This is a genomic window from Paraburkholderia sp. NMBU_R16 (assembly GCF_013282575.1).
In the GTDB taxonomy this organism is placed as follows: domain Bacteria; phylum Pseudomonadota; class Gammaproteobacteria; order Burkholderiales; family Burkholderiaceae; genus Trinickia.
This window is the reverse complement of sequence record NZ_JAAAYE010000033.1, coordinates 35,072-48,448: the sequence shown is the minus strand read 5'-3', so window position 1 is coordinate 48,448 and position 13,377 is coordinate 35,072. Positions and strand designations below refer to the sequence as shown.

Here is a 13,377-nt window from a genome sequence, read left to right as displayed (position 1 = left end):
CAGCTCCTACGCGCATCAGGCGATCAGCGCTTCGAGCACGCGCCGATAGATGTTTTTGAGGGGCTCGACGAAAGCGAGCTCGATGTGTTCGTCGATCTTGTGAATGCTGCCGTTCGGCGGGCCGAACTCCACGACCTGCTTGCAGATTCGCGCGATGAAGCGTCCGTCCGAGGTGCCGCCCGTCGTCGAGAGTTCGGCGCTCACGCCGGTCTCCTCCCCGATGGCCGAGACGAGCGCGTTCGACAGCTCGCCGCGCGGCGTGAGAAACGGCAAGCCGCTGACGGTCCAGTCGAGTTCGTAATCGAGGCCGTGTCTATCGAGGATGGCATGCACGCGCTGTTGCAGCCCCTCGACGGTGCTCGCGGTCGAGAAGCGGAAATTGAACGTCAACTCGGCCCGCCCCGGAATGATATTGCTCGCGCCGGTGCCGCTATGCAGATTCGAGACCTGCCAGGTCGTGGGGGGGAAGTATTCGTTGCCGGCGTCCCAGTGTTCGGCAACCAATTCCGTCAGCGCGGGCGCCAGCAAATGAATCGGATTCTTGGCGAGATGCGGATAGGCGATATGGCCTTGCACCCCTTTGACGGTGAGCTTGCCCGACATCGAGCCGCGCCGGCCGTTTTTGACGACGTCGCCGAGTGTGGCGTCCGACGTGGGTTCGCCGACGATGCAGTAATCGAGCGTCTCGCCGCGCGCTTGGAGTGCCTCGACGACTTTCACCGTGCCGTACGTGGCGGGTCCTTCCTCGTCGCTCGTGATCAAAAAGGCGATCGAGCCGCGGTGATCGGGATGAGCGGCGACGAACTCCTCGGTCGCGACGACGAAGCCCGCGATCGATGTCTTCATGTCAGCCGCGCCGCGGCCGTAGAGCTTGCCGTCCCGGTGCGTGGGCACGAACGGCGGTGAACTCCATTGTTCGAGCGGGCCCGTCGGCACCACGTCGGTATGACCGGCGAACGCGAGCAGCTTTCCGCCCGCACCGGTCCGGCCGCGTTTGACGGCCCACAAGTTCGTGACACCGTGCGCTTCGATCGTCTCGCACGTGAAGCCGATGGCTTGCAGGCGCTCGATCAGCAACTGCTGACAATCCTGGTCGTCGGGCGTGACGGATGCGCGCGCGATCAGCTGTTCGGTAAGGGCGAGGGTGCCGGACATGGATTCGAATCCGTATCAGCGCTGGCGGGACCCGGGTAAGCGCTGAAGCGCTAACCCGGATCGACCCAGCATGGGATCGCAGTAAATCGCTAAAGCGATAACTGCGATCGACAAACTGCCGGCCGCATGGCGGGCGGCAGTTGCGTTCTAGGCGTTGTCCCGTGCGACGCACGCCGCGCCGGTGCGCGGCAGGCAGTGCACCGGGGCAGCGGGCTACGCGAAAAGCGTTTCGTAGGTTTCGACGGAAAAGCCGAGCGTCTTCACGCGCCCGTCGACCACCACCACGGGGCGCTTGACGACGGAAGGCTTCTCGACCATCAGCGCAATGGCGCCGTCTCGCGTCTCGGCGGCCGCCTTGGCGGCATCCGAGAGGCCTCGCCACGTCGTGCCCCGGCGGTTCAGCAGCAGTTCCAACGGTACGTCGGCGAGCCACGCGTTCGCGAGCGGAGCGCTCAGCCCCGCCTTCTTGAAGTCGTGAAATTCGAACGGCACGCCGCGCGCTTCGAGCCACGTGCGCGCCTTCTTGACGGTATGGCAGTTGGGAATGCCGTAGACGACGGTATGCGCGGCCGACATCAATCGCCCCGCAGCAACTCGTTGAGGCCCACCTTGGCGCGCGTCTTGGCATCGACCTTCTTGACGATCACCGCGCAATAAAGGCTATGCGAGCCATCCTTCGACGGCAGATTGCCCGCGACGACGACCGAGCCCGGCGGCACGTAGCCGTAGCTGACTTCGCCCGTTTCGCGATCGTAGATCTTGGTGCTCTGGCCGAGGTACACACCCATCGAGATGACCGAATTCTCGCCGACGATCACACCCTCGACCACCTCCGAGCGCGCGCCGATGAAACAGTTGTCTTCGATGATGACGGGATTCGCCTGCAGCGGTTCGAGCACGCCGCCGATCCCGACGCCGCCCGACAGATGCACGTTCTTGCCGATCTGCGCGCACGAGCCGACCGTGGCCCAGGTATCGACCATCGTGCCTTCGTCGACATAAGCGCCGATGTTGGTGTACGAAGGCATCAGCACGACGTTTTTCGCGATGAACGAACCGCGGCGCGCGATGGCGGGAGGCACGACGCGAAAGCCGCCCGCCGCGAAGTCTTCGGCCGTGTAATGGGCGAACTTCGAAGGCACCTTGTCGTAGAACTGCGAGTAGCCGCCTGCCGGCATCGGCACATTGTCCTCGAGCCGGAACGACAACAGCACGGCCTTTTTCAGCCATTGGTTGACGATCCATTGACCGTCTTTCTTTTCGGCGACACGCAGCGCGCCGCGATCGAGCTCGCCGATCGCATGCGCGACGGCTTCGCGCACTTCTGCCGGCGCGGCCTTCGGCGAGAGCTCGGCACGGTTGTCCCAGGCGGTGTCGATGATTTGCTGAAGTTGTTGCGACATGGTCTCGATTTGGCTAAGTGGATATCGGGTGGGCAGTTCCGGCCCGGCTGAGCGGTGCGGCGATCAGGCGGCGGCGAGCCGCCGCGCGGGCGCAGCCGCTACCGAGCGAGCGAACGGCAGAAATCGACGATGCGCCGGGCGCCTTCGACGCATTCGCTCTCGTTCGCGACGAGCGCCAGGCGGATGAAATCCCGGCCGGGGTTGACGCCATGCGCGGTGCGCGCGAGATACGAGCCCGGCAAAACGGTCACATTATAGTCGGCGTGAAGACGCCGGGCGAATTCGATGTCCGAGAGACCGGTGCGGGCGACGTCGGCCCAGAGGTAGAACGCGGCGTCGGGCAGCTTCACATCGAGCACCTCGGCAAGCATCGGCGTGACCGCCGAAAATTTGCTGACGTATTTCGCGCGGTTTTCGCGCACGTGCGCTTCGTCGCTCCAGGCAGCGATGCTCGCGCTCTGGTAGACAGGCGAAAGCGCGGCGCCGTGATAGGTCCGGTAGAGCAAGAAGCGTTGCAGCAATCGGGCATCGCCCGCCACGAAGCCTGAGCGCATGCCGGGCACATTCGAGCGCTTCGACAGGCTCGACAGCATGACGAGACGCTCGAAGCCGCGGCCGAGCCGGTGGGCTGCCTCCAGGCTGCCGAGTGGCGGCCTGGCTTCGTCGAAATAGATTTCGGAGTAGCACTCGTCCGAGGCGATGACGAAACCGTGCTCGTCGGAGAGCGCGAACAGTTCGCGCCAATCGTCGAGGGTCGACACGGCGCCCGTCGGATTGCCCGGCGAGCAGACATACAGCAACTGCGTGCGGGACCAGACGTCTCGCGGCACGGCGCCGTAGTCGCAGGCGAAGTTGCGTGCCGGGTCGCTGTTCGCGAAGTACGGCTGCGCGCCGGCCAGCAGGGCCGCGCCCTCATAGATCTGATAAAACGGGTTGGGGCACAGCACGACGGCATCCGGGCGCGAGCCGTCCACCACCGCTTGCGCAAGCGAAAAAAGCGCCTCGCGCGAACCCGACACGGGCAGCACCTCGGTGGCGGGATCGAGCGCGGGCAGGCCATAGCGCTGCGAAGCCCAGCGCGCGATCGCCTCGCGCAGCGCGGGCGAGCCCGCCGTCGCGGGATAGTTCGACAGCGTGTCGAGCGATGCCACGACAGCATCGGTGACGACCTTCGGCGTAGCGTGCTTGGGCTCGCCGATGCCGAAGCTGATGTGAGGCAGCGCGCTCGGCGGTGCCGAGTCCTTGAGCAGGGCGCGCAGCTTTTCGAACGGATAAGGCTGGAGGCTGTCGAGTCGAGGGTTCACGTTGGGCTTCGGCGTTGACGGAATCGAAAGCGGCTGTGCTCGCCCACTGCGATGCCGAATCCGGCGACGCGTCCGGGCCCAGGCCCGCCAGCGCGCTCGAGGCTCGGCCGCGGTGCGGCGACGATCGAGAAGGCGGCCATTATAGCCGCCCTGGCTCGCCCCGTTGCGCTGCGTCGCGCGATGGGCCGGAACGCGGTTGGGGCGATGGTATGATTGCCACTTTCCCGCGGGGCCATGCGGCTGCGCGGTCCGTTCGACCTTCCCCTATTCAATCAGCGATATCGCCGTGCGTCTGACCTCGATCAAACTCGCTGGCTTCAAGTCCTTCGTCGATCCCACCCACTTCCAGGTCCCCGGCCAACTGGTCGGTGTCGTCGGGCCCAACGGTTGCGGAAAATCGAACATCATCGATGCCGTGCGCTGGGTGCTGGGCGAGTCGCGCGCCTCCGAGCTGCGCGGCGAATCGATGCAGGACGTGATCTTCAACGGCTCGACTGCGCGCAAACCCGGCAGCCGCGCGAGCGTCGAGCTCGTGTTCGACAATGCCGACGGCCGTGCGGCCGGCCAATGGGGGCAGTACGCCGAAATCGCGGTGAAGCGCGTGCTCACGCGCGACGGCACGTCGAGCTACTACATCAACAACCTGCCCGCGCGCCGGCGCGACATCCAGGACATCTTCCTCGGTACGGGCCTGGGACCGCGCGCCTACGCGATCATCGGGCAGGGCATGATCGCCCGGATCATCGAGGCCAAGCCCGAAGATCTGCGGGTCTTTCTCGAGGAAGCGGCGGGCGTGTCGAAGTACAAGGAGCGGCGCCGCGAGACGGAGAACCGCCTGCACGACACGCGCGAGAATCTGACGCGCGTGGAGGACATCGTCCGCGAACTGAGCGCCAACCTCGAAAAGCTGGAAGCGCAGGCGGTCGTCGCGACCGAGTTCAAGACGCTGCAGGCGCAAGGCGAGGAAAAGCAGCGGCTGCTGTGGCTATTGCGCAAGAACGAGGCCGCTGCCGAGCAGGCGCGGCAACAGCGCGCGATTTCCGAGGCGCAAATCGACCTCGAGGCGCAGACGGCGCGCCTGCGTGAAGTCGAAGCCGAACTGGAGACGTTGCGCGTCGCGCACTATGCCGCGAGCGACGCGATGCAGGGTGCGCAGGGCGCTCTATACGAAGCGAATTCCGAGGTGAGCCGGCTCGAAGCGGAAATCAAGTTCATCGTCGAGTCGCGCAACCGCGTGCAGGCCCAGATCGCGGCGCTGACGGCGCAGCGCGAGCAATGGCAGGCGCAGGCCGAAAAGGCGCGCGGCGAGCTCGAGGATGCCGATGCACAGCTCGCCATCGCCGAAGAAAAGGCAGCGCTGGCGGAAGACGCGGCGGCGGCGAAGCACGATGCATTGCCGGCCCTCGAGGCGCAATGGCGCGATGCGCAGGCGCGGCTGAACGACGAGCGCGGCGAGATCGCCCAGACCGAACAGGCGCTCAAGCTCGAGGCGGCGCATCAGCGCAATGCCGATCAACAATTGCAGCAGTTGCAACAGCGCCACGAGCGCCTCAAAGCGGAGGCGGGTGGCCTCGACGCGCCGGACGAGGCGCAGCTCGAGGAAGGGCGCATGCAGCTTGCCGAGCACGAGGAAATCCAACGCGATGCGCAGGCACGCCTGGCCGAGGCCGAGGCCGCGCTGCCGGCGCTCGATGCGGCGCGGCGCGAGGCGCACGAGCGCACGCAAACCGAAACGGCGCGGATCCATCAGCTCGAAGCGCGGCTCGTCGCGCTCAAGCATTTGCAGGAAAACGTACAGACCGACGGCAAGATTCAGCCCTGGCTCGACAAACACGAACTGGGAAGTTTGCCGCGTCTGTGGAAGAAGCTGCATGTCGAAACGGGCTGGGAAACGGCGCTCGAATCGGTGTTGCGCGAACGGCTCGCCGCGCTCGAGATCTCCAATCTCGACTGGGTCAAGGCGTTTGCGAGCGATGCGCCCCCGGCCAAGCTGGCGTTCTACGCGCCGCCTTCGGCCGGCGTGCCGCGCGAGCAGGTCCCGGGCCTGCGGCCGTTGCTCTCGCTCATGCGCATCGACGACGCGGGGCTGCGCGCGGTGCTGGCCGACTGGCTCGGTCATGTGTACGTCGCCGACGATCTGGGCTCGGCGCTCGCCCAGCGGACGCAGTTGCCGGAGGGCGCGGCTTTCGTCGTCAAGGCGGGGCATGTACTCACGCGTGTAGGCGTTCAGCTTTACGCGGCGGATTCCGAGCAGGCCGGCATGCTGGCCCGCGAGCAGGAGATCGAGAACCTCACACGCCAATTGCGCGCGCAGACGTTGCTTGCGGACGAGGCGAAGACCGCGGCGATTCGCGCCGATGCGGCGCACACCCAGGCGACGCAAGCGCTGGCCGATGCGCGCGCGCAGCTCGAGCGGGCGACCCAGCGCGTGCATGCGCTGCAGCTCGACGTGCTGAAGCTCACGCAAGCGCACGAGCGCTATACCCAGCGCAGCACGCAGATTCGCGAGGAACTGGACGAAATCGGCGCACAGATCGAGGATCAGCGCGCGCAGCGCGCCGAATCCGAGGCGAACTTCGAGCGCCACGACGGCGAGCTTGCCGCGTTGCAGGCCCGTTTCGAGGACGATCAGCTTGCGTTCGAAGCACTCGACGAAACGCTGAGCGCGGCGCGTACGGAGGCCCGCGATCTCGACCGGGCGGCCACCGACGCGCGCTTCGCCGCGCGCAACATGGCCAATCGGATCGAGGAGCTCAAGCGCAGCATTCAAATCGCGCAAGAACAGAGCGAGCGCGTTGCGGCCTCGCTCGAGGATGCCCGCGCGGAGCTGGAATCGATCAATGAGCAGACCGCGCACACGGGCCTGCAAGACGCGCTTGCAGTGCGTGCGGAAAAGGAAGCCGCGCTCGGCGCCGCGCGCATCGAGCTCGACGACCTGACGGCGAAGCTGCGGCATGCCGATGAAATGCGGTTGACGACCGAGCGTTCGCTGCAGCCGCTGCGCGAGCGCATCACCGAGCTGCAGTTGAAGGAGCAAGCCGCGCGCATTGCCGGCGAGCAGTTCATCGAGCAACTCGCCGAGGCGGGTGTCGACGAAGCGGAGCTGCAGCAAAAGCTGACGCCGGATATGAAGCCGTCGTACCTGCAAGGGGAAGTGACGCGCATCAACAACGCGATCAATGCCTTGGGGCCCGTCAATATGGCGGCGCTCGAAGAGCTGGCGGCCGCGACCGAGCGCAAGACGTTCCTCGACGCGCAATCGGCCGACCTGACGGCGGCGATCGATACGCTCGAAGACGCCATCCGCAAGATCGATCAGGAGACCCGTACGCTGCTGCAAGGCACGTTCGACGAAGTCAACCGGCATTTCGGCGAGCTCTTCCCGCGTCTTTTCGGCGGCGGGCAGGCGAAGCTCATCATGACGGGCGACGAGATTCTCGATGCGGGCGTGCAGGTGATGGCCCAGCCGCCCGGCAAGAAAAACTCGACTATCCACCTGCTGTCGGGCGGCGAGAAGGCGCTGACGGCGACGGCGCTCGTCTTCGCGATGTTCCAGCTCAATCCCGCGCCGTTCTGTCTGCTCGACGAGGTCGATGCGCCGCTCGACGACGCGAACACGGAACGCTTTGCCAATCTCGTGCGCGCCATGTCCGAAAAGACGCAGTTCCTTTTCATTTCGCACAACAAGATCGCGATGGAGATGGCGCAGCAACTGATCGGCGTGACGATGCAGGAGCAAGGTGTCTCGCGCATCGTGGCGGTCGACATGGAAACCGCGGCCGGTTTCGCACAGAATACGGCTTGAACGAACGACAGCGGCGGTCGGCACACTGCATGGCCGCCGTCGACGAAAGAACGTGCTTCATGGAGCGTGCATGGACGAGTTGACACTCGGGTTGATCGGCGCAGGCGCCGTGGTGGTGGCGGGAGTGGTCGGATACAACGCATGGCAGGGCGCGAAAGTGCGCCGCAAGATGCCAAGACCGATGCCGCCCGACGCCGCCGAAGCGCTTGCGCGTCACGATTCCGAGGAGGAGCGGCCGTTTATCGAGCCCGCGCGCGCAAACGTTCGCCGCGAGCCGGCGCTCTCCGATGCGCCGGCCTCGGCCGAGGCGGCCAGGGTCGAACCGAGCTTTGGCGCCGCGCCGCTCGACACGCCGGCCGATCTTCAAGCGGACGCGACGGTGCCCGACGGCGATCTGACGCGCGACGTGCCCGGAGCGCGGCACGCGGAGCAGATGTCCGATGCGCCCGTCGCGCCGGCCGCCACGACGATTTCCTCGGCGCCGCCGCATGTCGTCGATCGCCGCATCGACTGCGTGGTGCCGATCAAACTCGGTGGCTCCGTTGCCGGCGACAAAGCGGTGCCGTTCGCGCAGCGATTGCGCCGAGCCGGCAGCAAGCCTGTCTATATCGAGGGCAAGGCGGAAGGCGCCGGCGCCTGGGAACTGCTGCAAAACGGGCAACGTTATGACGAACTTCGCGCGGCGGTCCAACTGGCGAACCGCGGCGGTGCGTTGAACGAGCTCGAATTCTCGGAATTCGTCTCGGGTGTGCAGCAGTTCGCCGACGCGGTCGATGGTGCGCCCGAATTCCCGGACATGCTCGAAACGGTGTCGATGGCGCGCGAACTCGACGGCTTCGCGGCGCAGTGCGACGCGCAGTTGTCGATCAACGTGCTCTCGGACGGGGCGCCCTGGTCGGCCAATTACGTGCAGGCCGTGGCGTCCCAGGACGGATTGCTGCTCTCGCGCGACGGCACCCGCTTCGTCAAGCTCGATGCGAGGCAAAGCCCCGTTTTCATGCTGCAGTTCGGCGACACCAACTTCCTGCGCGATGACCTGACCTACAAGGGCGGGCAGATGATCACGCTGATTCTCGATGTGCCCGTGGCCGACGAGGACATTCTGCCGTTCCGGCTCATGTGCGACTACGCGAAGTCGCTGGCCGAGCGCATCGGCGGGCGTGTCGTCGACGATCAGCGTCGGCCGCTTCCGGAATCGGCGCTGCTGGCGATCGAAAAACAACTGATGACGCTTTACGCCAAGCTCGAAGAGGCGGGCATTCCCGCCGGCTCCGCGGCGACGCGCCGGCTGTTCAGTCAATGACGCCGGACGGCTTGCGCGCGTGATGGGCGCTGCGATAATGCCGGGGTGAACTCGAAATCGAAATCGAACAAGAGCGCCCCCGCATGGCCGAACACACTGCACAAGCCCCGACAGACCAACCCGCCGAGCGCGCAGCATGGCTACGTGCGGAGCTCGATCGCGCTAACTTTCAGTACTACGTGCTCGATCAGCCCGAGCTGCCCGATGCCGAATACGACCGGCTCTTTCTCGAGCTGCAGCGCATCGAAAGCGAACACCCCGATCTGATCACGCCCGAGTCGCCGACGCAGCGTGTCGGCGGCCAGGCGTCGAGCGGCTTCGCGCCCGTGCACCATGCGGTGCCGATGCTCTCGCTGAACAACGGCTTTACCGACGAAGATATCGTCGCCTTCGATAAGCGCGTCGCCGACGTGCTCGGCAGCGAATCGGTCGAATACGCGTGCGAGCTGAAGTTCGACGGCCTCGCGATCGCGCTGCGCTACGAGAACGGCCGGCTCGTGCAGGCCGCGACGCGCGGCGATGGTGCAACGGGCGAGGATGTGACCCAGAACGTGCGTACGATCCGTTCCATTCCGCTCAAGCTGAAGGGCGATAGCGTGCCGCGCCTCGTCGAGGTACGAGGCGAGGTGCTGATGTTCAAGCGCGACTTCGAGCGGCTCAATGCGCGTCAACGCGAAGCCGGGCAACGCGAATTCGCGAATCCGCGCAATGCGGCGGCGGGCAGTTTGCGGCAGCTCGATCCGAGAATCACCGCTCATCGGCCGCTCTCGTTTTTTTCATACGGCATCGGCGAGCTCGACGGTATCGAGATGCCCGGTACCCACAGCGCGCTGCTCGACTGGTACGGCGAGCTCGGGTTGCCGGTGTGTGCCGAACGCGCCACGGTCGACGGCGCGCAAGGGCTCCTGGAATTCTTCCGACGTATCGGCGAAAAACGTAAGTCGTTGCCTTACGAGATCGATGGGGTCGTCTACAAGGTCAATCGGCGCGACGAGCAGGACCGGCTCGGATTCGTTTCGAGAGCGCCGCGTTTCGCGCTCGCGCATAAATTCCCGGCCGAAGAGGCCATGACGGAGCTGCTCGACATTTACGTCAACGTCGGGCGCACGGGCGCGATTACGCCGGTGGCGCGGCTCAAGCCGGTCTTCGTCGGTGGCGTGACCGTCACGAACGCCACCTTGCACAACGAAGACGAGGTCCGCCGCAAGGACGCCCGCATTGGCGATACCGTCGTCGTGCGACGCGCGGGCGATGTGATTCCCGAGCTCGTGTCCGTCATGCTCGAGCGCCGGCCCGAGAACGCGCGGGAGTTCGTGATGCCCACCCACTGCCCGGTCTGCGGTTCGCGCATCGAGCGGCTGCCGGACGAAGCCGTCGCACGATGCACCGGGGGGCTGTTCTGTCCAGCGCAGCGCAAGCAGGCCATCTGGCATTTTGCGCAGCGCCGCGCGCTCGATATCGATGGCCTCGGTGAAAAGATCATCGACCAGCTCGTCGAGCAGCAACTCGTGCGTACACCGGCCGATCTTTTCAATCTTGGTTTCGCGACGCTGGCCCAACTCGACCGCTTTGCCGAAAAATCAGCGCAGAATCTGCTCGATTCGCTCGAAAAGGCCAAGCACACGACGCTTGCGCGCTTCATATATGCGCTCGGTATTCGGCATGTGGGCGAATCGACGGCGAAGGACCTCGCGCGCCATTTCGGTTCGCTCGATCCGCTGATGAACGCATCGATGGAGGAATTGCTCGAAGTCAACGATGTCGGCCCCGTCGTAGCAGAGTCGATTCATCAGTTCTTCGCAGAAGAGCACAATCGGACTGTCATCGAACAGTTGCGGGCGCCCGGCAAAGTCAGCTGGCCCGAAGGGCCGCCGGCGCCGCGCGCACCGCAAGGGGTGCTGGCCGGTAAGACCGTGGTGCTGACCGGCACACTGCCGACCTATTCGCGCGAAGACGCCAAGGAACTGTTGGAGGCGGCCGGCGCAAAGGTGTCCGGCTCCGTGTCGAAGAAAACCGATTATGTGGTGGCGGGAAGCGAGGCGGGCAGCAAGCTTACGAAAGCCGAGGAACTCGGCATTCCCGTGCTCGACGAAGACGGTATGCGCAAGCTTCTGGAGGGTCACAATCCATGATTCGCGAAATTCTCAAGATGGGCGATCCGCGTCTTTTGCGCATCGCCCAGCCCGTCGATCATTTCGACACGCCCGAGCTGCACGCTCTCATCGCGGACATGTTCGAGACGATGCATGCCGCCAACGGCGCGGGGCTTGCCGCACCGCAGATCGGCGTCGATCAGCAAGTGGTCATCTTCGGCTTCGGACACAACGAACGCTATCCCGAGGCGCCGCCGGTGCCTGAGACGGTGCTCATCAATCCGACCATCACACCGGTATCGCAGGATACGGAAGAGGGCTGGGAAGGGTGCCTTTCGGTGCCGGGCATGCGCGGGATCGTCGGACGATTTTCGATGATCCGCTACCACGGATTCGATCAGTATGGGCAGCCGATCGACCGCGTGGCCGAAGGCTTTCATGCGCGCGTCGTGCAGCACGAATGCGACCATCTGATCGGCAAGCTCTACCCGATGCGGATAACCGATTTCTCGAATTTCGGCTTCACCGAGGTGCTCTTCCCCGATCTCGACCCCAACAGCGACGATTGACACGCGCTTTCCGTTCGTCCGGGCGAGCTCGCGAGAGCAAGGCCCGGACGGCGTCGCTGTTCAAAACGCCTCGTCCGCCAGCAGATAACGCCATTTTCCCTGCGGCAGTGCGCCCAGCGCCACGCGGCCCATGCGGACGCGCTTCAGCCCGACGACGTGCAAGCCGACGAGTTCGCACATGCGACGGATTTGCCGCTTCTTTCCTTCGCGCAGCGCAAAGCGCAGCTGTTCGCCGTTTTGCCAGCTGACTTTGGCTGGTTTCAGCGCTGCGCCATCGAGCGACAAACCGAACCGCAGCAACGCGAGTTTGTCGGCGGGAAAGTGCTTGTCGACATCGGTCGTGTGCTCGCCGTAGGTCACACGCACGAGATATTCCTTTTCCACGCTCGAATGTTCGCCGATCAGCTGCTTCGCGATGCGGCCGTCCTGTGTCAGCACGAGCAGCCCCGTCGAATCGATATCGAGGCGGCCAGCGGGCGCGAGCGCGCGCAGATGACTTGGGGAGAAGCGCACGGGCGAACGGTCCCCGTCCCAGCGATTGGCTGCGGTGACGAGCGTGACGGCGGGTTCATAGCCGTCTTCGGCCTGTCCCGACACGTATCCGATGGGCTTATGGAGCAGGATCGTGACTTGCCGCGATTGCGCGGCATGCGCATCGCGCGTGATCTCTATCTGCTGATCGGGACGTACGCGAGCGCCCAGCGTATCGATTCGTTCGCCATCGACGCGCACCCAGCCGTTCGCAATCCACTCATCGGCTTCACGGCGCGAACATAGACCGAGTTCGGACATGCGTTTCGATAGGCGCACGGTCCCCGCCGTTTCAGGATTCGCCGGGGACTTTGCTGCGGCCGCACTGGTCGGGCGGTGCTCAGGACGCTCGGCACGCTCCGTGCGCTCCGTGCGTTCCGTCGGCTGGCGCAAGACCTGCGAGCCCGTCTTACGCTCGGGCCGGGCTTGTACGGCGGCGCCAGAGCGTTTGCCCGTGCCGGTTGCGCTCCGGTGGGGCACACGAGCTCCGCTTTCGTTCGCGGTGGCGCCTCCGCGTTTGCCGCTGCCCACCGCGGTCCTGGGCGCGCGGGTGTCGCTCCGACTCACGTCCCCCGCGGCGGCCGTGCGTTTGTCGCCGCCCGTTCCGGTCCTCGTCGTGCGGCTTCCGCTGTCGTGGGAGACAGCCCCCGTGCGTCTGTCGTTGCTTGCCGCAGCCCGGGGCGCGCGGGCGCCAGTCCCACGCACGTCCCCCGCGGCGGCCGCGCCTTTGCCGGTTCCGGTTCTCGGCGTGCGGGTTCCCGTTTCGTTCGAGACGGTCCCCGTGCGTTTGTCGTTGCTTGCCGCAGCCCTGCGAGTTCCCGGAGCGCTGTCGCGCTCACGGCCGCGCGGCACGCCGGCCGACGCCCCCGCGAGCGTGCTGCCGGACGCGGTTGCCCTGCGGGCGCCCGGTGCTGCCGGTCGTTGGCGTCTTTCGACGGGCGACGAGCCCGGCTTGTCCTCGCGCCTGCGAGGCGCGAGTGTCGTGCCCGCGCTTCGCGTGCCGCCCGCGGCTTTCGCGCCGGGGGCGCGTGGCGCCGGCGCTGCCTTGCCGGGTGCTGTGCCCGCTGCACGCGGTGCTGCGGCACCTCGCGCCGGCTTGCGTGCCGACGGGCTGCCGGAACGAACGGGAGCGCGATCCGGTGTGTCCGGTCGCGGATGCTTGGCTGTCAGTTTGACGCGCATAGATTCTCGAAAAAACAGGACCGCGGGCGCAA

9 protein-coding genes are annotated in these 13,377 nt (G+C 65.8%); 4 read left to right on the top strand and 5 right to left on the bottom strand.

The genetic code is table 11. The features are described from left to right. Positions 1-15 precede the first annotated feature (15 nt). The 4 genes from dapE to dapC all read right to left on the bottom strand — a co-directional run bounded on the left by dapE (position 16) and on the right by dapC (position 3,886). On the bottom strand, positions 16-1,155 hold the full coding sequence (gene dapE / locus GWC77_RS17675) for a succinyl-diaminopimelate desuccinylase (protein ID WP_173259059.1): 1,140 nt from the start codon (positions 1,153-1,155) through the stop codon (positions 16-18). A 213-nt stretch (positions 1,156-1,368) separates the two neighbouring features. Continuing rightward, positions 1,369-1,731 (bottom strand): Spx/MgsR family RNA polymerase-binding regulatory protein, encoded by a 363-nt coding sequence (locus tag GWC77_RS17670; protein WP_173259058.1) that lies wholly within the window; start codon positions 1,729-1,731, stop codon positions 1,369-1,371. Next, positions 1,731-2,558, bottom strand: a complete 828-nt coding sequence (dapD, locus tag GWC77_RS17665) for a 2,3,4,5-tetrahydropyridine-2,6-dicarboxylate N-succinyltransferase (RefSeq protein ID WP_173259056.1) — start codon at positions 2,556-2,558, stop codon at positions 1,731-1,733. Before dapD ends, GWC77_RS17670 begins: the two co-directional genes overlap by 1 nt. A 98-nt stretch (positions 2,559-2,656) precedes the next feature. Next, the gene (gene dapC, locus GWC77_RS17660; RefSeq protein WP_173259106.1) at positions 2,657-3,886 is read right to left on the bottom strand and encodes a succinyldiaminopimelate transaminase; all 1,230 of its coding nucleotides are present in this window, start codon (positions 3,884-3,886) and stop codon (positions 2,657-2,659) included. Positions 3,887-4,148: 262 nt separating this feature from the next. Between dapC and smc the strand changes: the two genes are divergently transcribed. From smc to def, 4 genes are all read left to right on the top strand, one after another. Further along, the gene (gene smc, locus GWC77_RS17655) at positions 4,149-7,667 is read left to right on the top strand and encodes a chromosome segregation protein SMC (protein WP_173259054.1); all 3,519 of its coding nucleotides are present in this window, start codon (positions 4,149-4,151) and stop codon (positions 7,665-7,667) included. A gap of 70 nt (positions 7,668-7,737) precedes the next feature. Then, on the top strand, positions 7,738-8,970 hold the full coding sequence (locus GWC77_RS17650) for a cell division protein ZipA C-terminal FtsZ-binding domain-containing protein (RefSeq protein WP_173259052.1): 1,233 nt from the start codon (positions 7,738-7,740) through the stop codon (positions 8,968-8,970). A gap of 83 nt (positions 8,971-9,053) precedes the next feature. Then, complete coding sequence (gene ligA / locus GWC77_RS17645; protein WP_173259050.1) at positions 9,054-11,102, top strand: NAD-dependent DNA ligase LigA; 2,049 nt, start codon at positions 9,054-9,056, stop codon at positions 11,100-11,102. Then, entirely contained in the window at positions 11,099-11,632 is a 534-nt protein-coding gene (gene def / locus GWC77_RS17640) for a peptide deformylase (RefSeq protein ID WP_173259048.1), read from the top strand. The genes ligA and def overlap by 4 nt, the downstream gene beginning before the upstream one ends. 60 nt (positions 11,633-11,692) lie before the next feature. On the opposite strand, the gene GWC77_RS30315 is transcribed toward def, so the two are convergent. Then, positions 11,693-12,643 (bottom strand): pseudouridine synthase, encoded by a 951-nt coding sequence (locus tag GWC77_RS30315; RefSeq protein WP_367949057.1) that lies wholly within the window; start codon positions 12,641-12,643, stop codon positions 11,693-11,695. Positions 12,644-13,377: the final 734 nt, after the last annotated feature.

Bases quoted from the DNA above. Each gene is read 5' to 3' on its own strand.
- dapE (WP_173259059.1), bottom strand. From the start codon at position 1,155: ATGTCCGGCACCCTCGCCCTTACCGAACAGCTGATCGCGCGCGCATCC.
- GWC77_RS17670 (WP_173259058.1), bottom strand. From the start codon at position 1,731: ATGTCGGCCGCGCATACCGTCGTCTACGGCATTCCCAACTGCCATACC.
- dapD (WP_173259056.1), bottom strand. From the start codon at position 2,558: ATGTCGCAACAACTTCAGCAAATCATCGACACCGCCTGGGACAACCGT.
- GWC77_RS17650 (WP_173259052.1), top strand. From the start codon at position 7,738: ATGGACGAGTTGACACTCGGGTTGATCGGCGCAGGCGCCGTGGTGGTG.
- ligA (WP_173259050.1), top strand. From the start codon at position 9,054: ATGGCCGAACACACTGCACAAGCCCCGACAGACCAACCCGCCGAGCGC.
- def (WP_173259048.1), top strand. From the start codon at position 11,099: ATGATTCGCGAAATTCTCAAGATGGGCGATCCGCGTCTTTTGCGCATC.